We start from the raw sequence: 23,898 nt of genomic DNA on the forward strand, positions 1-23,898 counted from the left end.
AGTTATGCTGGCATAAGACAGCATTTCAGATAAGGAGTTCATAATGGGATATTTAATCAAAAACGGTACCGTTGTTTACGCAAACGGCAGTTACACAGCCGATGTACTGGTAGAAGGTGAGAAAATAACCCAGGTGGCAAAAACCATTGATGCGCCGGGCATGACGGTCATCGATGCGTCCGGGAAATATATATTTCCCGGATTCATCGATACCCATACACATTTCGATCTGGATGCGGGAGATTTTCATACCGCAGATGATTTTTATACAGGGACAAAAGCTGCGATAGCAGGAGGAACCACATCAATCCTTGATTTTACCACGCAGGAAAAAGGGCAGACCTTAACCGAAGCGCTGGATGTCTGGCATAAAATGGCAGATGGAAAAAGCTCCTGTGATTATGGTTTTCATATGTCGATCACAGACTGGAACGATGAGGCAAAAAAGGAAATCAAAGAAATGACCCGTCAGGGGGTCACTTCTTATAAATTATATATGGCGTATGATAATCTCAGAGTAAATGACAAAGAGTTATTCGAGATATTGTCAGCAATTGAGGAAGAACACGGCATCGCAGGTGTCCACTGTGAAAACGGTGACATCATCAAGGCAGTGACAGAAAAACTCAAATCCGAGGAACGCAACAGCATACGTCTGCATCCGAAGAGCCGTCCGGCGGAGGCGGAAGCAGAAGCCATCAACCGACTCCTGACCATTGCAAAGCTGGCAGGCACACCGGTAAATATCGTACATTTAAGTTCCAGACAGGGATTGAAAGTAGTCCAGAGAGCCAGAAAAGAAGGCCAGCAGGTATTTGTGGAGACATGTCCACAGTATTTGATTCTGGATGAAAAGGAATATAACCGTCCGGGATTTGCAGGAGCTGCTTTTGTATGTGCGCCGCCGCTTCGAAAAAAAGAGGACCGGGAGGCACTCTGGGAAGCAGTTACAAAAGGCGAGATTGATATGCTTGGCACAGATCATTGCAGTTTCAATATGAAAGATCAGAAGACGCGCGGTAAGGATGATTTTACCAGAATTCCGGGCGGCATTCCGGGAACCGAGCACCGGCCACAGCTGTTTTATCAGTACGGCGTGGTGGATGGAAGGACTTCCGTTGAACGGATGTGTCAGATTTTGTCCGAGCGTCCGGCAAAACTTTTTGGTATGTATCCGAAAAAAGGAGCCATCTTACCTGGCAGCGATGCCGATCTGGTCATCTGGGATCCACAGAAAGCATGGACGATTTCAGCCGAGACACAGGTTCAGAATGTAGACAACACGCCATACGAAGGAATTTCGGGAACCGGAATGGCAGCACAGGTATTTTTAAGAGGCTGTCCGGTGGCAGAATACGGTAAGGTCCATACGGAGTTAAAAGGAAAATACATCCACAGAACCCAGCGTCAGCTGTAGCAAAAGGGTACAGAAAATCTGTATTCACAAGTTTGCTTGTAAAGCAGTAAGATACTGCATTATAATAAAAAAGGTGAAATATTTTTTTTCACAATTTAAAAAGAAAGAAGGATATGATTATGAAACAGTCAATCAACGTAAACGGAGCACCGGCAGCAGTAGGCCCATATGTACATGCAGTGAAAACAGGAAACATGATCTTCATCTCCGGTCAGTTAGGTTTAAACCCGGCAGACGGTACACTTCCGGAAGGCATTGAGGCACAGACCGTTCAGAGTCTGGAGAACCTGAAAACAATTCTGGAAGGTACAGGATCTGATTTTGATCACGTTGTAAAAACAACAATCTTTTTAGCTGACATCGCTGATTTCGGTAAAGTAAATGAGATTTACGCAAAATATTTTGCAAATGAAGTACCGGCTCGTTCCTGCGTAGAGGTAGCAAACCTTCCGAAAGCAGGTCTGGTAGAGATTGAAGCAATTGCTGTTGAAAAGTAAAGAAAAACAGGATTGTATACAAAATCGACAGATTAAATCAAAAAGATTTTTAGCTTAATTCTTGACACTGCCTGTAAGAAAAAATAAAATAAAAACCGAATGTTAGGGTAATCTTATAGGCAGGAGGCAAGAATTTGAAAACAGAAACATTACATGTTACAGAAACAGAAGAAAGGATTCTGAATGCGGCACTGAAAGTTGTAAATGATGTTACAATCAGTGGAACCAGAATGCATCTGATCGCAGAAAAGGCAGACATGGTGCAGTCAAATGTTCACTATTATTATAAAACAAAGCAGGAACTGTTAAAGGGACTGCAAGAGTGGATTTTAGAAGAATGCTACGATATGCAGCAGGTGAGCAAGAAATCAAGTAAAGATACACTGGAAGATCAGTTACATATTTTCTTTCAGCAGAAAAAAATACTGCTGACAAAGAAGAAAGAATACGATTTTGCAGAAATTGATTTTCTTGTTCAGACAAGGATTGACGCAGACATCAGAGCACGTTTTCAGGAAGCATATGCGGTTTGGAGAGATAATATCCGGGAGATCATTATTCGTTTTTGCCCGAATATGGACGAGACAGACAAAGAACTGATTCCATACATGGCAGTATCGTTGCTTGAGGGGGCTTCGATCCAGGTGCTGGTAGATGGAAAAGGTTTTGACGCAGATAGTTATTTTGCATATGCGGAAGAAATGGTGCTTCAGCAGATCAGAATTGCGATGGAGAAAAAGGAAGGGTAATTTTAATCCAATATATTACTGGGACTTTACTATGGGGATTGGTAAAGGCGTAATGTATCTTTCTGTTTGATTGAATGTTCAGTCAAAGAGTAAGGAGGGCTTTATATGAAATTACAAAAAATGCCGGCTGAAAAAGACCCGGTTTCATCAGTATATCACCGGGAAGGTCCGGCTCCGATGAAAGAAGTCATTCCGTTGTCCATACAGCATGTTATAGCAATGATCATTGGCTGTATGACACCGGCAGTCATCGTGGCAAATTATGCGGGACTGGATGCATCGGAGAAAGTCATATTAATTCAGGGAGCCTTTATCATTGCGGCTTTATCTACATTTTTTCAGAGTTATAAAGTAGGAAAATATTTTGGAAGTGGAATCCCCACAGTTATGGGACTCAGTTTTGCATTTCTGCCGAGTCTGCAGGCAATGGCACAGGGATACGGAATTGCCTGTATCCTGGGAGCGCAGATCATCGGCGGACTGATTGCAATTCTGATTGGGTGGAATGTTCGATATCTCATGAAACTGTTCCCACCATTGGTAACAGGAACGGTTGTATTTGTGGTTGGATTATCTCTGTATCCGACTGCTGTGACGTATATGGCAGGAGGAGACGGAAATCCGGACTTTGGAAGCTGGCAGAACTGGCTGGTTGCCATCGTAACGCTTTTGGTTGTTTTTATTCTCAACAATTTTGCAAAAGGCGTTTTAAAGCTTTCCAGTATTCTGGGAGGCATTGTAGTCGGATATATCCTGGCAGCGGCTTTTGGCATGGTGGATTTTTCCAGCATCGGTGAGGCAGCGGTATTTCAGACACCAAAACTGTTGCATTTTGGACTGGAATTTGATCCGGCAGCCATGGTGACTATGGGATTTTTATATCTGATCAGTTCGATTCAGATGATCGGAGATTTTACAGCGACCACTTATGGAGCGGAAAACAGGATGCCGACAAATGAAGAACTGCGTGGTGGTTTGATCTCCGCAGGTGTGGTTAATATTGCAGGAGCTTTGTTTGGCGGACTTCCGGCTTCCACCTATGCACAGAATGTCGGAATCGTTACTTCCACAAAAGCTGTGAACAAAAAAATCTTTGGCGGAGCGGCACTGATCATCCTGGCGGCAGGTCTGATTCCAAAATTTTCCGCATTGCTTACCACGATTCCCTCATGTGTGTTAGGTGGTGCAACCGTATGTGTGTTTGGCAGTATTACCATGACAGGAATCAAGTTGATCGCCAGTGAAAAACTGAGCATGAGGAACACAGCGGCTGTGGGATTGGCTGTTGCCATCGGTATGGGTGTATCCCAGGTACCGGCAGCACTGGCGCAGTTCCCAGAATGGGTATCAATGATATTTGGCAAATCACCGGTTGTACTGGCAACCATTATCGTGGTAATTGTGAATCAGGTGCTGCCAAAGGAAAAAGAGCAGGTAGAAGAGAGCGATGTATCGAGTACTGCAGCGGTGAAAACCAGAAAGCAGACAGAGCAAAAAACGGTAACAGGAGCTGCAAAAGATACCTGCCGTGTATAAATACATCTGCATCAGAATGGGGGGCATTTCGATGTATCAATTTTATGTAAACAATGAATTATATCAGGTGGAAGGCGATGGAAAACTGTTACCGTTCCTGCGGGATGTCTGTAAGTGTAAATCCGTGAAGGATGGCTGCAGTGAAGGAGCCTGCGGAACCTGCCATGTGCTGGTGGACGGAGTGGCAATGAAAGCCTGTATTCCGACATTGTCCATGATGGATGGAAGATCAATTCTGACAGTAGAAGGATTTTCCGAGGAAGAAAAAGAACTGTATACATATGCTTTTGCTGAGGCAGGTGCTGTGCAGTGTGGATTCTGTATCCCGGGAATGGTCATCTGTACGAAAGGACTTCTGGATGTAAATCCGGATCCGACCAGAGATGAGATCGCATTTGCATTGCGAAATAATATCTGTCGCTGCACCGGATATAAAAAAATCATGGATGCGGTAGAATTGGCCGCAAAGATCAAACGGGAAGGAAAAGGAATCCCGAAAAAAGAGTTTTCCTGGAAGCTGGGCGAGCGTGTGCACCGTGTGGATGCCAGGGAAAAAGTATTAGGATATGGAGAATATGTGGATGACATGGAAGTGGAAGGCCTGCTTCATGCAAGTGCCGTCCGCTCCAAATATCCGAGAGCGCGGGTGTTGTCCATCGATATAGAGAAAGCAAAAGCGGTTCCGGGCATCGTAGATATCTTTACCGCAGCAGATATTCCGGGAGATATCAAAGTCGGACATCTGGTGCAGGACTGGGATACGATGATTCCGGTTGGCTCCATTACCCATTACCTGGGAGATGCCATCGCACTTGTGGTTGGTGAAAATCTGGATGCTGTGGAAAAAGCGAAAAAACTGGTAAAAGTCGCATACGAGGAGCTGCCTTTTGTCAGCAATCCGCAGGAAGCAATGAAAGAGGATGCACCGCTGGTACACGGAAGCGGAAATCTGCTGGCACACAAACATGTATCCAGAGGTAATGCCAAGGAAGCCATTGCCAATGCAAAATATGTGTATACGGAAGAATTCCATACACCGTGGACAGAGCATGCATTTCTGGAACCGGAATGTGCGATAGGCATGCCGTATGAGGATGGTGTGCTGATCTATTCTACCGATCAGGGAACTTACGCAACCCAGCATGAATGTGCCGAGATGCTTGGTCTTCCAAACGAGAAAGTCCGGGTTGTCAACAAACTGGTAGGCGGTGGCTTTGGTGGAAAAGAAGATATGTCCGTGCAGCATCATGCAGCACTGGCAGCTTATCTGCTGAAACGTCCGGTCAAAGTAAAATTAACGAGACAGGAAAGTATTCTGATCCATCCGAAACGGCATCCGATGGATATGAAATTTACGGTTGGATGTGATGAAAATGGTATCATTCAGGGCGTTATGGCAACGGTTATCTCTGATACCGGAGCTTATGCATCCCTTGGCGGACCGGTTCTGGAACGAGCCTGTACGCATGCAGCCGGACCGTATAATTACCAGAATTTCGAGATTGACGGAAAAGCATATTATACAAATAATCCGCCGGGAGGAGCTTTCCGTGGTTTTGGTGTCACACAGACCTGCTTCTGTATGGAAATGATGCTGACGAAGCTGGCAGAGCAGATCGGCATCAGTGCCTGGGAGATCCGCTACCGTAATGCAATCCGGCCGGGACAGGTGCTTCCAAACGGTCAGATCGTAGATGAGTCTACCGGATTGGTGGAGACACTGGAAGCGGTCAAAGATGTATTTGAAAACAATCAGTATGTCGGTATTGCCTGTGCTATGAAAAATGCCGGTGTCGGCGTTGGTATCCCGGATTTTGGAAGAGCGATCCTTGCCATTGTAGACGGAAAAGTACATATCCGTTCCGGAGCTTCCTGCATCGGTCAGGGGCTTGGCACAGTACTGGTACAGATGGTCATTGAAAATACAGGTCTGAAACGAGAGGACATCGTATATGATGCAGCAAATACCATTAATGCACCGGATTCCGGAACTACATCCGGCTCCAGACAGACTCTTGTAACCGGAGAAGCAGTGCGCCGTGCTTGTGAATTATTTAACGAAGCAAGAAAGACGAAAAGTATAGAGGAACTTGAAGGCGAAGAGTTTTACGGAGAATATCTGGCAAAAACAGATAAACTTGGCGCAGATGTTCCAAATCCGGTTTCTCATGTGGCATATGGATATGCAACGCAGGTATGCGTGCTGGACAAGGACGGAAGAGTGGAAAAAATTGTGGCAGCCCATGATGTGGGACGTGCAGTAAATCCGTTGTCGGTGGAAGGCCAGATCGAAGGAGGCGTGATCATGTCACTTGGTTACGCGCTGCGGGAAAGATATGATCTGAAGGATTGTAAACCGTTATCTAAATATGGAACGCTTGGATTATTCCGGGCAAATGAGATTCCGGAAGTGGAAAGTATCATCGTAGAAAAAGCTGGACTGAATGTGGCATGCGGAGCTATTGGCATCGGAGAGATTACTTCTATTCCGACCGCACCGGCTATCGCAGGAGCATATTATGTATATGACGGAAAGTACCGCACCAGCCTTCCGCTTGCGGATACACCGTATGAAGAAGATGCAGAGCAGAAAAAGGGGGAAGAGCAGTTATGAAAAAACCAGTTCGTAAATTTGCTTATGTAGCCTGTAACGGTGGAACACACAACCACAGCTGCCAATACGGCTGCATCGGCTGTGGCGCCTGCGTGGAAGCCTGCCGGAAAAATGCTGTGAGTATCAATGCACAGGGGGTAGCAGAGATTGACCGCGCCCACTGCGTTGGGTGTCGGTTGTGCGAAAAAGCCTGTCCGCAGCATGTTATCCATATGCATCAGGTGGGAGAATCCTTTCTGGTGCTCTGTTCCAACCAGGACAAAGGTGTGGAAGCAAAAGAAGCTTGCGATGTGAGCTGCATCGGCTGTGGATTGTGCCACAGAAACTGCCCGAGTGAGGCGATACAGATAAGAAATAATTGTGCGGTTATATATGAAACGGACTGTTTATCCTGTGGAAATTGCGTGGTGAAATGTCCGAGAAATGCAATTGTTGATATTCGTGGATTTGTAAAAAAATAGAAGAAAGAAGTACATAAAGAGGAGGATTTATGTAATGGAAAAGGCAAAAAGAGAAAGAGCATCCATTTTCGAACTCGATGGGATTCCACAGATGAGCAAAGCGCTTCCACTGGCTTTGCAGCACGTAGTGGCAATGATCGTAGGTTGTGTAACTCCGGCTATCATCGTGGCAGGCGTGGCAGGACTTGACAGTGCAAATCGTGTTATGCTGATTCAGTCAGCACTGATCGTTTCCGCAATTTCCACATTTTTACAGTTGTTTCCAATTGGTCCGAAAGGTGGCTTTCGTCTGGGCTCCGGATTACCGGTTATCATGGGTGTCAGCTTTGCATATGTAGCAAGTATGCAGGCCATTGCCGCAGATTCTGGTATCGCAGCAATTTTTGGTGCACAGATCGTTGGAGGTATCATAGCAGCGGTCATTGGATTCTTTATCGATAAAATCCGTAAAGTATTCCCGCCATTGGTAACCGGTACCGTTGTATTTACAATCGGACTTTCTTTGTATCCGACAGCTGTTAATTACATGGCAGGTGGCGCAGCCAGTGCAAATTATGGACATTGGACAAACTGGCTGGTAGCGTTTATTACATTAGCAATTGTTACATTTTTAAATCATTTTACAAAAGGATTTGTGAAACTGGCTTCTATCCTCATTGGTATTATCTGTGGCTATATTGTTGCCGCATGTTTTGGAATGGTAGACCTTGCGGCTGTTACACAGGCAAGCTTTTTCCAGGCTCCACAGATCATGCATTTCGGTATCCAGTTTGAGCCGTCATCCTGTATCGCTATCGGTTTACTGTTTGCAATTAATGCGATTCAGGCGATTGGTGACTTTACAGCAACGACGACAGGAAGTATGGATCGTGAGCCGACGGACAAAGAGTTGAAAGGTGCTATCGTAGGATATGGATGTACGAATATTCTCGGTGCATTTCTTGGTGGTCTGCCGACTGCTTCCTACAGTCAGAACGTAGGTATCGTTACAACAACGAAAGTTATCAACCGTGTGGTTCTCGGAATGTCCGCAGGCATTCTGCTGATTGCCGGTCTGGTGCCGAAATTCTCTGCATTACTGACAACGATTCCGCAGTGTGTCCTTGGTGGTGCAACAATCTCCGTATTTGCATCCATCGCAATGACAGGTATCAAACTGATCACAACACAGGAGATGAATTTCCGTAATACATCCGTAGTTGGTCTGGCTGTTGCACTTGGTGTCGGTGTGACTCAGGCTTCCGCATCTCTGGGCATGTTCCCGGCATGGGTAACCACAGTATTCGGAAAAACACCGGTTGTTATCGCAACAGTAGCAGCAGTATTCTTAAATCTCGTGCTGCCGCAGGAAAAACCGCAAGTGAAGAAAGAAACAGAAGAAAAGTAAATGTGAAAGCTCTCTTCTTTACAGATAGAAAAACTGTAAAGAAGAGAGCTTTTTATTAGCAGTGCTAACGAATACCATAAATACAATTCATAAGTGGAGCGGTTGTAAAACGTAAATTGCCTGCGTTATAATATCTGAGAAAAAAATGAACTGTAACATAAAAGATGGAGGATTTTAGTACATGAAAAAGACAAAAGGAACAAATGCGTCTATTTTCGAGTTAAATGGTATTCCGCAGTTAAGCAAAGCACTTCCGCTGGCTTTGCAGCATGTGGTAGCTATGATCGTTGGATGCGTGACCCCGGCCATTATTGTGGCAGGAGTGGCAGGTCTTGAAGGTGCAAGCCGTGTCATGCTGATTCAGTCGGCACTGGTAGTTTCTGCACTTTCCACATTTTTACAGCTGTTTCCGATTGGAAGCAAAAACGGATTTCGCCTGGGGGCCGGATTGCCGGTCATCATGGGAACCAGTTTTGCTTATGTGGCAAGCATGCAGGCTATTGCAGCAGATGTAGGAATTGCAGCGATATTCGGAGCACAGATCGTTGGTGGTATCATCGCGATGATCATCGGATTTTTTATTGACAAGATTCGTAAAGTGTTTCCACCGCTTGTAACAGGAACGGTTGTATTTACCATCGGACTTTCTTTATATCCGACTGCTGTCAACTATATGGCAGGCGGTGCATCCAGTGCAAATTATGGACATTGGACCAACTGGCTGGTAGCAATTATCACACTGGCTATCGTTACATTTTTGAATCATTTTACCAAAGGATTTGTAAAACTTGCGTCTATTCTGATCGGTATCATCTGCGGTTACATCATTGCAGCATGTTTTGGTATGGTAGATCTGACTGCAGTGGCACAGGCAAGCGTTTTCCAGATGCCGCAGATCATGCATTTTGGTATTCAGTTTGATCCGTCCTCCTGCATTGCCATTGGATTATTATTTGCCATCAATGCGATTCAGGCCATCGGCGACTTTACGGCAACAACAACCGGCGGTATGGACCGTGAGCCGACAGATAAAGAGTTAAAGGGTGCTATCGTAGGATATGGATGTACCAATATCGTTGGAGCTTTCTTAGGTGGTCTTCCGACTGCTTCCTACAGTCAGAACGTAGGTATTGTTACTACAACAAAAGTTATCAACCGTTCTGTGCTTGGAATGTCTGCAGGTATTCTGTTGATTGCCGGTCTGGTGCCGAAGTTTTCCGCGTTGCTGACAACGATTCCGCAGTGTGTCCTTGGAGGAGCAACGATTTCTGTATTTGCTTCTATCGCAATGACAGGTATTAAGCTGATCACAAGCCAGCCGATGAGTTATCGAAATACTTCCATTGTAGGATTGTCCGTGGCACTTGGTGTTGGTGTGACCCAGGCTTCTGCATCCCTTGGAATGTTTCCGGCGTGGGTGACAACCGTATTTGGTAAGACACCGGTTGTTATTGCAACTGTAACTGCAGTATTTTTAAATCTGGTGCTGCCGAAAGATAAAACGGAAGAAAAGAAATAATGAATGGAACGCCTTATATAAGAAGGGGTCCTCGCGGATTGGCGAGGGCTCCTTTTTATGATAAAATATATCAGATGATGGGTAGAATTGTGGGAGTACGAAGTACGGAACAATTCGTATGGCATCTTTTGACCACAACATCTATCAGATAATATAATGTGTATGAGAAAAGGGGATTTTTCAATGATATATTTTGATAATGCAGCAACAACCAGGCAGAAACCGAATGAAGTTGTGCAGGCAGTTACGGAGGCGTTATGTTCGCTGGGAAATGCCGGGCGTGGGGCGCACGAAGCGACATTGCAGGCTTCCCGCACGATTTATGATACAAGACGGAAGCTGGCAGAATTTTTCCATGCGGAAAGCCCGGAGCGTATGGTGTTTACAGGCAACGCGACAGAGAGTCTGAATACAGCCATTAAAGGATTATTAAATCCGGGAGACCATGTGATCACCACACAGCTGGAGCATAATTCCGTGCTTCGTCCACTCTATGAAATGGAAGAAAAAGGTGTGGAATTGACCATTGTAAAAGCGGATGCGCAGGGCAGATTTTTATTAGCGGATATGGATGCAGCAATCCGACCGGAGACAAAAGCCATCATTTGTACACACGGATCGAATGTCACCGGAAATCTGGTGGACATCGCGGCAATCGGCGAACTGACGCAAAAGTATGGAATTCTTTTTGTGGTGGATGCGTCACAGACAGCAGGTGTATTTCCCATCGATGTGCAGGCGATGCATATTGATATTCTGTGCTTTACCGGGCACAAAAGCCTGCTTGGCCCACAGGGAACCGGCGGGCTCTATGTCAGAACCGGTTTGCAACTTCGTCCGTTAAAGAGCGGCGGCAGCGGCGTGCAGACGTACAGCAGGAAGCATCCGCAGCAGATGCCGACGGCGCTGGAAGCAGGGACATTGAACGGACATGGGATTGCAGGGATGGATGCGGCCCTGGATTACCTGATGCAGACAGGAATTGATGAAATCCGCGAGAAAGAGCAGAAGCTGATGTGGCAGTTTTATGAAGGTATCCGAGACATTCCAGGCATAAAGATTTATGGTGATTTCTCACAGAAAAACCGGTGTCCCATCGTATCCTTTAATATCGGGGATTATGATTCTGCAGAGGTCAGCGATGAACTTTATGAAGGATGGGAGATTTCCACCAGACCGGGGGGACATTGTGCACCGTTGATGCATGAGGCACTTGGAACAGTGGAACAGGGTGCTGTGCGGTTCAGCTTTTCCCATTATAATACCGAACAGGAAGTAGAGACAGCGATCGAGGCAGTGAGAGAATTGGTGAAAGAGTGAGCAATGCAGAATCGTTATCCAGAATACATGTGATAAGTGAACTGTTTTCGGCACAATGTAGAAAACATAGTTGGGAATCTTCTTATATTATGGAAAAATTGGAGAAAATGCAACTTTGACAAAAAAATAACTTGTCATACCAGTAATTTTAATGTATTGTATAGCATGGATATGAAAGATATCATATTGGTATCATGCAAAAACATCTAAATTCCATGCATTTTACAGGATGAAAGCAGCTGAAAATGAATTTTATATCATGAAAAGGATTCATTTTTGCAGGACGAAACGTGAAATGGAGATAAAAAATGGATTTGTTTGATTACATGAGAGAACAAAATAAGGAAAAGGAATCCCCGCTGGCTTCCAGATTGCGGCCGACTACGTTAGAAGAAGTAGTTGGGCAGCAGCATATTATTGGTAGAGATAAATTACTTTACCGTGCCATTAAAGCGGACAAATTGCAGTCTGTTATTTTTTACGGACCTCCGGGAACCGGAAAAACGACACTGGCGAAAGTCATTGCGAGGACAACCAGTGCAGAGTTTATGCAGATCAATGCAACTTCTGCCGGAAAAAAGGATATGGAAGCTGTGATTGAAAAGGCAAAACAGCTGCAGGGCATGTACGGAAAACGTACGATCCTGTTTATCGATGAGATTCACCGTTTTAACAAAGGTCAGCAGGATTATCTGCTCCCGTTTGTAGAGGACGGTACCGTGACATTGATCGGTGCTACTACGGAAAATCCATATTTTGAAGTAAACGGAGCGCTGATTTCCCGATCCATTATTTTTGAATTAAGACCGTTAGAGAAAGATGATATCAAGACGCTGCTGCACCGTGCCTTAGAGGACATGGAAAAAGGTATGGGAGCATATCATGCGGTGGCGGATGAAGAGGCACTGGAGTTTCTTGCTGATGTATCAAATGGGGATGCCCGCAGCGCATTAAATGCCATTGAACTGGGAATCCTTACCACAGAACGCAGTGCAGACGGGCTCATCCATATCACGCTGGATGTGGCTTCCGAATGTATCCAGAAGCGCGTGATCAAGTATGATAAAAGTGGCGACAGCCATTATGATAACATTTCCGCATTTATCAAAAGTATGCGGGGGTCTGATCCGGATGCAGCCGTGTATTATCTGGCAAAAATGCTGTATGCCGGGGAGGATGTGACATTTATTGCCCGAAGAATTATGATCTGTGCATCGGAAGATGTGGGAAATGCAGACCCGAACGCCCTGACCGTGGCCGTCAGTGCAGCCCAGGCTGTGGAACGGCTTGGAATGCCGGAGGCGCGGATCGTGCTGGCGCAGGCCGTCACTTATGTGGCGAGTGCACCAAAGAGCAATGCGGCCTACCTGGCAGTGGATAAAGCACTTTCTGTTGTCAGAGAGTCGAGAACCGCACCGGTTCCAACGTATCTGTGTGATGCCCATTACAAAGGTGCTGCGAAGCTTGGGCGGGGCATCGGGTATAAATACGCCCACGATTATCCGAATCATTATGTGGAACAGCAGTATCTGCCGGATGCGTACAAAGATATGAAATTTTACGAGCCGACAGAAAATGGTTACGAGCAGACCATACGGGAATATTTTAACAAAATCAAACAATAACAATATACAGCAGGAGGAAAAATCAATGCAGTCTTATCAGGAAATGAGCAGAGAGGAATTATTAAGAGAGAAAGAAAGCCTGGAACAGCAGTACAAAGAAATCTGCAAAAAAGGCTTGAAACTGGACATGTCCAGAGGTAAACCATCCAAAGAGCAGCTTGAGCTGTCCATGCCGATGATGGACGTTCTGACCAGTGAGACTCCGTTAGTCAGCAGAGCCGGCACAGATATCCGTAACTACGGTGTGATTGATGGTATCACAGAAGGACAGGAATTCATCGCAAGCTTAGTGGGACTTGGTCCGGAAGCATATGATAATGTCATTGTTTACGGAAATGCAAGTCTGAATATCATGTATGACTGTATTGCACGTTCCATGCTGTTTGGTGTAAACGGAAGCACACCATGGTGCAAACTGGATAAAGTAAAATGGCTCTGTCCGGTTCCGGGATATGACCGTCATTTTGCCATCACAGAGTGCTTCGGTATCGAGATGATCAACGTACCGCTTTACGAAGCTGGTCCGGACATGGATATGGTAGAAAAATTAGTCAGCGAAGATGACAGTATCAAAGGTATCTGGTGTGTACCGAAATACTCTAATCCGATGGGAACTTCCTACTCCGATGAGACAGTCCGCAGACTGGCGCGCTTAAAACCGGCAGCAGAAGATTTCCGTATTTACTGGGATAACGCTTACTGCGTACATGATCTGTATGAGGACAAAGCAGATCAGATCCTTGAAATCCTTGGTGAGTGCGAGAAAGCAGGCAACCCAAATCTTCCGATCGAGTTTTGCTCTACATCCAAGATCACATTTTCCGGAGCAGGTGTATCCGGTCTGATCACAAGCCTTGAGAACAAAGCAGATATCCTGAAACGTCTGACGATTCAGACCATCGGATTTGACAAGATCAACCAGCTGCGTCATGTAAAATTCTTAAAAGATATCGATGGCGTAAAAGCACATATGGCAAAACATGCAGCAATCATCCGTCCGAAATTCGAGATGATCCTGGATCGTTTTGAGGAAGAACTGAAAGGTCTTGGCGCAGGTACATGGATTCGTCCAAACGGTGGATACTTCATCACCTTCATGGCAAATGAAGGATGTGCAAAGAACATCGTTGCAAAAGCAAAAGAGGCTGGTGTTGTACTGACAGGCGCAGGCGCACCATATCCATACAAAAAAGATCCGAAGGATTCCGTGATCCGTATCGCTCCGACACTTCCGCCAATGGAAGAACTGAAAGAGGCCTGCGAGGTATTTATCGTTTGTGCAAAACTTGCAAGCGTGGAGAAATTATTAGAGGCATAACGCCTAGTAATTGTTAATAAGATAAAAGGTGAAACAGACATTCTGAATTCGAAAGAAACGGGATGTCTGTTTTTATATAAAAATAAGCGATAAAAACGAGCGATAAGTTCAAGCTTGTAGAAAACACTGGTCGCATAGGAAAAGTTATGATATACTTACCAAAGATACATAAAAACAGAAAAATACATCTGAAAAAAGTAAAAAACTTCAGATGCTTGATAAGGAGGACATAAAATGTTAGAAGCAGGAATCAAAGGGGAACAGAGCGTAGAAGTTGTATATGAGAATACAGCAACAGCAGTAGGAAGCGGCGTACTGGAAGTATTCGGAACACCATGTATGCTTGCATTAATGGAAAAAACAGCAAGCGAGAGCGTTGCTCCATATCTGGAAGAAGGCTGTGGCAGTGTTGGTACACAGGTAAACATCAGCCATGTAGCTGCAACTCCGATCGGAATGACTGTTCGTTGCGAGACAGAGCTTACAGAAGTAGACGGTCGCCGTCTTGTATTTAAAGTAGCAGCTTATGATGAAGCTGGTCTGATCGGTGAAGGAACACATGAGCGTTTCATCGTACAGAATGAGAAATTCCAGACGAAAGCAAATAATAAGCTTACAAAATAATCAAGATTGTGTAGAGTGCAGTGATTCTAAGAAGAACTCTTACAGATAAGAAAGCCGCTATCTTAGCGGCTTTCTTTTAATGTAGGGATAGTCCCATACAGCATATGCCGTTCCATCATAATTGTAATCTGACTGGCGGAAACGGTGTCACTGTGGGAAAACCACCAGCGGACGGTGACGAGGAAATTATTTACCAGCAATTTTGCATACCAGTCGGCAAGCTGTTTTTTCTCCGGTGAGATCGTTGGATGATTCAAAATTTCAGCTTCCACCTTGCGTGCTCCGGCATTCATCATCTCATCGAAGACGTTCCGCCCAAGCAGATTCTGGTTCCACAAAATTTCCAGTCTCTGTTTTTGCGTGCACAGGCGGCTCAACCCGTCCAGCAGGGAGCGTGTGTGGACTTCATCCTGGACGTTCATATGGAGAAAATCGACTTCCATGTGTTCTGCAAAATCCCGGACAATTTCATCCACAATCTCATCTCTCAGCTTATATTTATCAGAAAAATAGCGATAAAACGTAGAGCGGTTGATCAGAGCCTGTTTTGCAATCTGTCCCACAGTTATCTGGGAAAAATCTTCTTTTTCCAGACAGTCAAAAAAAGTCTGGATGATCAGTGATTTCATTCTTTCTGCGCGATGATCCATAATTATTTTTACCTTCACCTTTTTATATTTTTTCGAATTTCATTTGATAAAGAATGCAAAGATTAATCTGTCTGATATTATCTTCTATAATCAGACTATAGCAGAATTATATCATGCTTTCATGTACTTATCCAGATGCAATACAACAAAAACAGATGAAATGTTGCAAAATAAAACAGAGAAAAATAAGCTGATGTTTGAAGGAGAGGGGGAAATTCTGCTACAGTTTAAGTAACAGAAAACAGTTCATATTCGCAGAAAAAGTTTCGCAAAGAAACGGGAATTTTTGAAAGTGAATACGGACTGAGATAAACGCTCCAAGTTTCACATGCGTTCGACTTGAACTTGGTATCAGGTATTTTCAGAAAGGATAAGGTAAGAGATTATGGCAGAAAAAAATCAGTATTTCCCACATTTATTTGAGCCGTTAAAAATTGGTTCAAAAACAATCAAAAACCGTATTGAGGCAGCTCCTGCATTATTTGCATTTGAGCATTACATTGAGCTGGATCCGGATCCGTTTGGCTACACCACACCGGTTCCTGAGCGTGCATTCCGTATGCTGGAAGCAAAGGCAAAAGGCGGCGCAGGTATTGTCTGTTTCGGTGAGTTAAGTCCGAACCATGAGTATGACAAACGTTTCCCATTTGAGCCGTACATTGATTTTACATCCAGATCCGATAAAACATTTGAGATTACAAAGGCAACTGCCGATATGATCAAAAGCTATGGTGCGCTGGCCATCGGTGAGCTGATTTCCTGTGGTGAGATCAAGACAAATATCGGAGATGGCATTAACCCGAAAGGACCGTCTGAGAAAGATCTTCCGGATGGCACCCATGTAGATGCATTTACAAAAGAAGAAATTTTAAGCTGTTATCAGGATTATGTTACTGCATGTAAATGGTTTGAGGCAGCAGGCTGGGAAGGCGTTATGATCCACTGCGGACATGGCTGGCTTCCGGCACAGTTCCTGTCTCCGCAATACAACAAACGTACCGATGAGTATGGTGGATCTTTTGAAAACAGAGCAAGATTTACTGTTGATCTGTTAAAAACCATCCGTGAGGCAATGGGACCGGACTTCGTAATTGAAATTCGTGTCAGCAGCTCCGAGCATCTGCCAGGCGGTTTAGAGCTGGAAGATGCGGTAGAATACTGTAAACTGTGCGAGCCGTACATTGATATGATCCATGTATCCTGTGGTCATTACCTGAGTTCTTCACGAAGCTGGGAGTTTACAACTGCATATGCACCGCACGGACCAAATATCGAGCCGGCATCCATTATCAAACAGAACGTATCCATTCCGGTTACAGTAGTCGGCGGTATCAACTCTCCGGAGCAGGCAGAGGAAGCAATTGCAGCAGGAAAAATCGATATGGTATCCATGGGACGTCAGTTCTTTGCAGATCCGGCTTTCCCGAATAAGGCAAAAGATGGTCATGCAGATGAAATCCGTCGCTGTCTGCGCTGCGGAAGATGTTATCCGGGTCCGTCCGGTGAGCATGAGACAGAAATTTGGACTGTAAAATTCCCACCACTGGACTCCTGTACCATCAATCCATACGATGTATGGCCGGCATCTCATCATAAAGTCCTTCCGGACCGCATGCCGAAACCGGAAGCAAGCCGTAAAGTATTAGTCGTAGGTGGTGGCTGCGGTGGTCTGCAGACAGCGATCACAGCGGCAGACAGAGGACATCAGGTAATTCTCTGTGAAAAATCTGGTGTTTTAGGCGGCCTGATCAACTTTACAGATCATACCGATCATAAAGTAGATATCAGAAACTTCAAAGATCTGCTGATCCGTGACGTAGAGAAACGTCCGATCGAAGTAAGATTAAACTGTGAAGTAACACCGGAACTCATCAAAGAAATCGCTCCGGAAGCAGTGGTACTGGCAGTTGGATCCGATGATCTGATCCTTCCGATCGAAGGAATCGAAAATGCGGTAACAGCAATGGATGTATACTACAATGACTTTGCAGGTCTTGGAAAGAGCACCATCGTACTCGGTGGCGGTCTGGTAGGCTGTGAGGCAGCTGCAGATTACATTGATCATGGTGTAGAGACAACTATCGTAGAGATGAAAGGCGCTCTGATGCCGGAGACAACCGGTCTGTACAGAACAGCCGTACATGATTTCATCGACAAAAATGGTGGCAAATACGAAGTAAATGCAAAAGTTACCAAAGTTGGCAAAGATTTTGTAGTAGCTGAGCAGGATGGCAAAGAGATTACGATCAAAGCGGATTCTGTTGTAAATGCAATGGGACGTCGTGCGCATGCGACAGAGGCACTTGAGACGGCCATCAAAGAAGCAGGCATTCCGGTATGGAAGATCGGTGACTGTGTGCGTGCCCGCCAGATTGGTGATGCGGTAAGAGAAGGCTGGACCGCAGCAATGGAAATTATCTAAACGCTTGTTTGTGGTTAAAAATTTAAGATATTGAAAGGGGCTGGGTTCATTTTATCTCCGCGGCTAACAAATCGCTCGCTGAGAAAAAATGAACTCAGCCCCTATTTATATATGTGTACAGTTCACTCATCATATGTCACATAGAATCACAGACTGTGAAAAATTTATTGACAGAAAAACAAATTGTATATAAAATAATACATAAGAATGTATACAAAATACGATATGAAAATATTCATGAAAAGCGAGAGAAACGAGGGATAAATCAATGGACGAAATAAGTTTGAAGGCACTTGCCAAAATTAATCTTGGACTGGATGTGCTTGGAAAACGTGAGGACGGATATCATGATGTGCGCATGATCATGCAGACGATTCATCTGTATGACCGTGTGGAGATCAAAAAGACACGTTCCCCGCACATTCATGTAGAGACGAACCTGTATTATCTGCCGGTCAATGAAGATAATCTGGTATACCGGGCAGCAAAACTGATGAAGGACGAATTCCAGATCAAGGAAGGTGTCCGCATTGTGCTTCAGAAATTTATTCCGGTTGCAGCCGGTCTGGCTGGCGGAAGTTCGGATGCGGCAGCTGTTCTGGTTGGAATGAACCGTATTTTTAATCTGGGGCTGAAGCAGAATAAACTGATGGAGCTTGGATTAAAAATCGGAGCAGACGTACCGTTTTGCATCATGCGCGGAACTGCGCTGGCAGAGGGAATCGGTGAGAAACTGACTGCACTGCCACCGATGCCGAAATGCCCGGTACTGATCGCAAAGCCGGCAATTTCCGTGTCCACAAAAGCTGTATACGAGGGATTGAAACTGTATGACGGTATGGAGCATCCGGATATTGATGGTGTAATGGAAAGCATTCAGCAGAAAGACTTAAAAGGCGTAGCTTCTCATATGGGGAATATTCTCGAGACTGTAACGATTCCAATGTATCCGGTGATCAGTGATATCAAAAAAATGATGATGGAAAACGGCGCATTAAATGCCATGATGAGTGGCAGCGGACCGACTGTATTTGGTTTATTCCCGAATGAGAAGGAAATCCGCCGGGCTTATGATGCATTAAAGCAATCCGGACTTGCCAAAAATGTATACACATCCGATATTCATAACAACAGAAGATAAACACGAAAGAAGAGGGGGAAACAGACTATGACAGACAATTTGGAATTACAGATGGATGCCTATCTGCCGCTTCGTGATGTCGTGTTCCAGACATTGCGCGGTGCAATCTTGAAAGGTGATCTCAAGCCGGGTGAGCGCCTGATGGAATTGCAGCTTGCTTCCAAGCTTGGCGTAAGCCGTACACCGATCCGTGAGGCTATCCGTATGCTGGAGCAGGAAGGTCTGGCAGTAACGATTCCGAGAAAAGGTGCGGAAGTAGCCAAGATGACAGAGAAGGATATGGAAGATGTACTGGAAATCCGGCTTTCCCTTGAAGGCCTGGCAGTTCGCCTTTCCTGTGAGAAGATCACACCAGCTGCATTGCAGGAACTGAAAGTTGCAATGGAAGATTTTGAGGAAAAGACAAAGAATGGCCAGTTTGTCGAGATGGCAAAGGCAGATGTGAAATTCCATGAGATTCTTTACAAAGCATCCAACAATCCGAAATTACAGCAGCTGCTGAGCAATCTGAGAGAGCAGATGTATCGTTATCGTGTGGAATATCTGAAGGATGAGTCTATCTATCCGAGACTGATCGAGGAACATCAGAAAATGTACGAGGCATTGAAAGTGAAGGATTCCAAACTTGCGGTTTCTTATGTGGAGCGGCACCTGCATAATCAGGCGGAAGCGGTGAAAAAAATCATCCGCGAGCAGGAGTAAGAATAAAAATTAAAAATATGAGCATAGTAAAGGGCAGACGAGAGTCTGCCCTTTTTGTTTTGATAGGAAATTACGATGAATTTCCTATCAAACAAAAGCACTTCGTGTAGGTAAAAATAGCAGCAAATGAGGTGATGGTATGCAGGATCAGGCTGTTTCGAAAAAGCTGGATAAAAATATATTATGGTGGAAACAGCAGTTTTCCAATTGTGCAGATATCAAAATGCGTCCGATGTGTCTTGGAAAAAATATGAACATTCGGGCATTTTTGAGCTACATCGAAGTCACCGGTGGCAAAAACATGATGGAAGATTCCCTGCTTGGAAAAATGCTGAATCGTCTGAACACCATGGAAGATGCGACGTTATATGAAGCACTGAAGGAAAACGGCCTTGGCATTTCTGATGCGACCCCTTTTGCCAAAATGTCAGAGGCGGCAAGTGGAATGCTGACCGGCGATACCATCCTTTTTGTGGATGGATTTGACCGGGCTTTAAAAATTCCGGATAGGGGATACCCCGGCATGTCACTGCAGGAGACCGATTCAGAAAAAGCAATCCGGGGAAGCAACGAAGGATTTGGCGGTTCCATTAAACAAAATACAGCACTGATCCGAAAACGGCTGCGTTCCGTGGATCTGAAAGTGGCGGAATGCAAATGCGGCAGGCAGACCAGCACAAATGTGGATCTGATGTATCTGAACGGAATCGTGCGGCCGGAGATCGTATCGGAAATGCAGCAGCGGCTGAATGGATTTGAAATCGATGGCATCGGAGACAGCGGTGTCATTGAGCAATTAACGGAAACACAGTGGTTGTCGCCGTTTCCACAGTTTCAGACAACCCGCAGGCCGGATCGGGTGGTAATGGCACTGTTGGAAGGCCGCGGGGTTCTGCTGGCGGATAACTCTCCGGAGGCACTGATTTTTCCAGCAGATTACAATTCTTTTATCAAGACGACAGATGATTATTACACCAGATGGGAGATTGCGACATTTACGAGGGCCTTGCGTTATGTGGCGGCTTTTCTGTCCATGATTCTGCCGGGATTGTATCTTGCCATGACAAATTTTCATACGCAGTTGCTGCCAACGAAGCTATTGCTTTCCTTTGCGGCTGCCAGACAGGGTGTCCCGTTTCCGGGGGTGGTGGAAGTGCTTCTGATGGAACTGTCTTTTGAATTGTTGCGGGAGGCTGGTGTGCGCCTGCCCGGAGCCATGGGAAATACCATAGGAATCGTCGGAGGCCTGATTATCGGACAGGCGGCGGTGGATGCGAATATTGTGAGCCCCATGGTGGTGATCGTGGTGGCTTTTACGGCACTTTGTTCTTTTGCTATTCCAAATGAAGATTTTGCCACGGCATTCCGTTTGTTGAAATTTGCTTTTATTGGTTTATCTGCTGCGTTTGGTTTTTATGGATTTTTGCTTGGACTTTTGGTCCTGCTTATTCATCTGGCGCAGCTGGAAAGCTTTGGTATGCCGTATCTGATGCCTTTTGTGGGAGCGGATCTGAATGATTATCAGGATGAGAGGGATACCCTTGTGCGCCCGCCGCTGCAGGCACTGCCGCGCAGACCTTTTTATGCGAATCCGAAGAACCGAATCCGGCTCAGAATGAAATCCAGAAAGGGGCATCGTGATGCAGGATCTTAACTTTATGAACAATCAGAAAATTTCTGCCAGACAGGTGAAGCGTACACTTACCCTGGAGCTTTTGGGAATCAGTACGTTATTGCTTCCATCACTGGTTGCTTCTCACAGCGGTGTGGACGGATTTTTTGCACTGGCAGTGGGAGGCGGATGTGCCTGGCTTTTGCTGATTTTCTGGCAGAAATTTTTTCGGAAATGCAGTTTATATGAATGCGTGGATGCCTTTGTTGCAGAGCTGCGATTCCCGATACTGATTTTTTATGGTACTGGATTTCTTGGAATTGCGGGGTACACGTTGTATCTGCTGACAAGCCTGATCGAAAAACAGCTGCTGGGGAAAAACTGGGAAGTTGTCATTGTATTGACGTTGACCGGAGCAGCTTTTTTCGGATTGCTGCGTGGATTGGAATGTCGGGTGAGAGTGTATGAGGTGCTGTATTTTTTCTTATTGATTCCGTTGCTTGTAATCCTGGGACTGGCATGTGTGGGAATTGATCCGGATGCGTGGACACCGGTGGCGGCGTCTTCTGTTTCAAACTTTTTGCAGAGCAGTTATCTGAGTTTTTTGTTTTTTTCCGGGATTTCCCTGTATGCACTTTTTCAGCCGAGTTGTAAAAATCCAAAGGCAGCGTATCGGGGGACAAAACATGCATTGCTTGTGTTGCTTGGACTGAATCTGGTCATCTATCTGATCTTGCTTGGGGTATTTCGAAGTGATCTGCTGGTGCATTTGGACTGGCCGGTGATCGATCTGATGGCGGTAGTGAAACTTCCGGGAAATTTTCTGGAGCGGCAGGATGCGTTGATGGTTGGAATCTGGTTTTTTTGTTTGTTTGCGTTTCTGGATTCCATGCTGTTTTATGCGGTGGAGTTTTGGATGAAATTATTTCCGGGGCAAAATAAAACAGGAAAAACACAGAGAAATAAATTGTTATTGACGGGTGTTTTAACAATGGTAATCTTGATGTTGGCTTTATTATTACTGCATCATGAAGCAGTAGCAGAGCGAATGTTTTCTTGTTATTTATATGGCATACTACCTTTGATGCTGCTTTTACCATTTCTTTTAAGAATCGGAAGAAAAAATGGATAGTTAAGATAGAAAGAAAAAAACATGCAAAAAGAGCGGAATCAATTCAGGTTATGATAGAAAGGCAGGTTACTGAAATGGAGCAGAAGGTAGAACAGAAAATAGATTCTGCATATCAGAAAATGCGAATCATCCTGTGTGCGTTGTTTTGGACAATCTTTGTGTTTTGTCTTGCCTGCCTAGGCGGCTGTGGTGTCAATGAACTGGAAAATCAGGCTTTTCCGCTGGCGCTTGGAGTGGAGGCGCAGGATGATGGCGCAATGAAGTTATATCTGGCCTATCCGGATCTGCAGGATGAAAAGGCTTCGGAAAATGCGCTCTCATCCGATGTGTTCTGGGATGGAGAGGTACGGGATCTGTTTACCGGAATGCGCCAGATGTCGGAGAACAGCAACAAAAATCCGGATCTGAATCATTTGAAAGTGCTGATTTTGAATCCGCGGGTATTTGCGTCAGAAGATGCATCTGAGGCAGTGTTATCTTTTTTTGAAAAGGAGACAGATGCGGCCTGGAATACGTATGTGCTGTTGGCGGAGGAACCGATGGAGCAGCTTTTTTCAGAGGATATGCAGCTGCCGGAGTGCATGGGGATTTATCTGGAAGATTTGCTGGAGGAGTGGAAACATGTGAAAGACAACGCTTTTGTGACGGTTGGCACGCTGATGCAGCAGTTTTACGGAGCGGAAGAAATGATGTGTATTCCAAAGCTGGAATTGCAGAACGGAAAATTAAACATTGGTGGTTTTGCTGTATTGCATCGAATGAAAATTGCAGGAAATCTTTCATTGCAGGAAGGATATGATGCCCTGTTACTGCAAAATAAGATGCGGGAATATCAGTTCCAGATGAAGGATGGCACCGGGGTGACCGTGGAGCAACTGCGAGTAGAGCAAAAAGAGGTAGAGCAAGGAGATAGATTGCAAAATGACGAAGTGAAAGATGCAGCACAAAAAGTACAGACGGATGGTATAGAAAATGAAAGAGAGCATACAGTAAAGAAAATTACAGTGCATGGTTCTTTTGGCATTACGAATCGTATGGAAGGAAGCCAGAAAACCCAGAAGCTGGAAGCGCAGGCAAAACGGGAATTGGAAACACAACTGCAATCTTTTGCTGAAAAGTGGCAGCAGATGCTCGGTGAAGAAACAAAATGGGTGCAGGTTGTAGTGGAATAA

At 45.1% G+C, this 23,898-nt stretch carries 19 protein-coding genes; 18 read left to right on the forward strand and 1 reads right to left on the reverse strand.

From position 1 onward, the window contains the following. The first annotated feature begins 43 nt into the window (after nucleotides 1–43). From hydA to Q0I54_RS03550, 12 genes are all read left to right on the forward strand, one after another. The gene (gene hydA / locus Q0I54_RS03495) at nucleotides 44–1,417 is read left to right on the forward strand and encodes a dihydropyrimidinase (protein ID WP_296116478.1); all 1,374 of its coding nucleotides are present in this window, start codon (nucleotides 44–46) and stop codon (nucleotides 1,415–1,417) included. 119 nt (nucleotides 1,418–1,536) lie between these two features. Further along, nucleotides 1,537–1,914 (forward strand): RidA family protein, encoded by a 378-nt coding sequence (locus tag Q0I54_RS03500; RefSeq protein ID WP_177975251.1) that lies wholly within the window; start codon nucleotides 1,537–1,539, stop codon nucleotides 1,912–1,914. A 134-nt stretch (nucleotides 1,915–2,048) separates the two neighbouring features. Then, nucleotides 2,049–2,663, forward strand: coding sequence for a TetR/AcrR family transcriptional regulator (locus Q0I54_RS03505; protein ID WP_296116480.1), 615 nt, complete (start codon nucleotides 2,049–2,051; stop codon nucleotides 2,661–2,663). A 105-nt stretch (nucleotides 2,664–2,768) separates the two neighbouring features. Beyond that, on the forward strand, nucleotides 2,769–4,199 hold the full coding sequence (locus Q0I54_RS03510) for a uracil-xanthine permease family protein (RefSeq protein WP_296116482.1): 1,431 nt from the start codon (nucleotides 2,769–2,771) through the stop codon (nucleotides 4,197–4,199). Between the two features lie 31 nt (nucleotides 4,200–4,230). Beyond that, nucleotides 4,231–6,813 (forward strand): selenium-dependent xanthine dehydrogenase, encoded by a 2,583-nt coding sequence (gene xdh, locus Q0I54_RS03515; RefSeq protein ID WP_296116483.1) that lies wholly within the window; start codon nucleotides 4,231–4,233, stop codon nucleotides 6,811–6,813. Further along, on the forward strand, nucleotides 6,810–7,274 hold the full coding sequence (locus Q0I54_RS03520) for a 4Fe-4S binding protein (protein ID WP_296116485.1): 465 nt from the start codon (nucleotides 6,810–6,812) through the stop codon (nucleotides 7,272–7,274). The genes xdh and Q0I54_RS03520 overlap by 4 nt, the downstream gene beginning before the upstream one ends. A gap of 34 nt (nucleotides 7,275–7,308) precedes the next feature. Then, entirely contained in the window at nucleotides 7,309–8,661 is a 1,353-nt protein-coding gene (locus tag Q0I54_RS03525; RefSeq protein WP_296116487.1) for a uracil-xanthine permease family protein, read from the forward strand. 181 nt (nucleotides 8,662–8,842) lie between these two features. Continuing rightward, nucleotides 8,843–10,180 carry a uracil-xanthine permease family protein gene (locus Q0I54_RS03530; RefSeq protein ID WP_296116490.1) on the forward strand — a complete coding sequence of 446 codons (1,338 nt, stop codon included), beginning with the start codon at nucleotides 8,843–8,845 and terminating at the stop codon, nucleotides 10,178–10,180. A 183-nt stretch (nucleotides 10,181–10,363) separates the two neighbouring features. Continuing rightward, nucleotides 10,364–11,500 carry an aminotransferase class V-fold PLP-dependent enzyme gene (locus Q0I54_RS03535; RefSeq protein WP_296116492.1) on the forward strand — a complete coding sequence of 379 codons (1,137 nt, stop codon included), beginning with the start codon at nucleotides 10,364–10,366 and terminating at the stop codon, nucleotides 11,498–11,500. A gap of 308 nt (nucleotides 11,501–11,808) precedes the next feature. Continuing rightward, nucleotides 11,809–13,125, forward strand: a complete 1,317-nt coding sequence (locus Q0I54_RS03540; protein WP_296116494.1) for a replication-associated recombination protein A — start codon at nucleotides 11,809–11,811, stop codon at nucleotides 13,123–13,125. A gap of 25 nt (nucleotides 13,126–13,150) precedes the next feature. After that, the gene (locus tag Q0I54_RS03545) at nucleotides 13,151–14,443 is read left to right on the forward strand and encodes an aminotransferase class I/II-fold pyridoxal phosphate-dependent enzyme (protein WP_296116495.1); all 1,293 of its coding nucleotides are present in this window, start codon (nucleotides 13,151–13,153) and stop codon (nucleotides 14,441–14,443) included. Nucleotides 14,444–14,677: 234 nt separating this feature from the next. Continuing rightward, the gene (locus Q0I54_RS03550; RefSeq protein ID WP_296116497.1) at nucleotides 14,678–15,067 is read left to right on the forward strand and encodes a thioesterase family protein; all 390 of its coding nucleotides are present in this window, start codon (nucleotides 14,678–14,680) and stop codon (nucleotides 15,065–15,067) included. Nucleotides 15,068–15,129: 62 nt separating this feature from the next. On the opposite strand, the gene Q0I54_RS03555 is transcribed toward Q0I54_RS03550, so the two are convergent. Beyond that, nucleotides 15,130–15,717: a TetR/AcrR family transcriptional regulator gene (locus Q0I54_RS03555; RefSeq protein WP_296116499.1), complete on the reverse strand. Its 588-nt coding sequence runs from the start codon at nucleotides 15,715–15,717 to the stop codon at nucleotides 15,130–15,132. A gap of 385 nt (nucleotides 15,718–16,102) precedes the next feature. On the opposite strand from Q0I54_RS03555, the gene Q0I54_RS03560 reads away from it, so the two are divergent. From Q0I54_RS03560 to Q0I54_RS03585, 6 genes are all read left to right on the forward strand, one after another. Beyond that, nucleotides 16,103–18,139, forward strand: coding sequence for an FAD-dependent oxidoreductase (locus Q0I54_RS03560; protein ID WP_296116502.1), 2,037 nt, complete (start codon nucleotides 16,103–16,105; stop codon nucleotides 18,137–18,139). A 268-nt stretch (nucleotides 18,140–18,407) separates the two neighbouring features. Continuing rightward, entirely contained in the window at nucleotides 18,408–19,280 is an 873-nt protein-coding gene (gene ispE / locus Q0I54_RS03565; protein ID WP_296116504.1) for a 4-(cytidine 5'-diphospho)-2-C-methyl-D-erythritol kinase, read from the forward strand. 27 nt (nucleotides 19,281–19,307) lie between these two features. Then, nucleotides 19,308–19,982, forward strand: a complete 675-nt coding sequence (locus tag Q0I54_RS03570; RefSeq protein WP_296116506.1) for a GntR family transcriptional regulator — start codon at nucleotides 19,308–19,310, stop codon at nucleotides 19,980–19,982. 139 nt (nucleotides 19,983–20,121) lie between these two features. Then, entirely contained in the window at nucleotides 20,122–21,636 is a 1,515-nt protein-coding gene (locus tag Q0I54_RS03575) for a spore germination protein (protein ID WP_296116508.1), read from the forward strand. A 4-nt stretch (nucleotides 21,637–21,640) separates the two neighbouring features. Next, nucleotides 21,641–22,726, forward strand: coding sequence for a GerAB/ArcD/ProY family transporter (locus tag Q0I54_RS03580; protein ID WP_296116510.1), 1,086 nt, complete (start codon nucleotides 21,641–21,643; stop codon nucleotides 22,724–22,726). A 74-nt stretch (nucleotides 22,727–22,800) separates the two neighbouring features. Further along, the gene (locus Q0I54_RS03585; protein ID WP_296116511.1) at nucleotides 22,801–23,898 is read left to right on the forward strand and encodes a hypothetical protein; all 1,098 of its coding nucleotides are present in this window, start codon (nucleotides 22,801–22,803) and stop codon (nucleotides 23,896–23,898) included.

Origin of the sequence: uncultured Eubacterium sp. (assembly GCF_934295145.1) — a bacterium.
Lineage (GTDB): Bacteria > Bacillota > Clostridia > Lachnospirales > Lachnospiraceae > Eubacterium_I.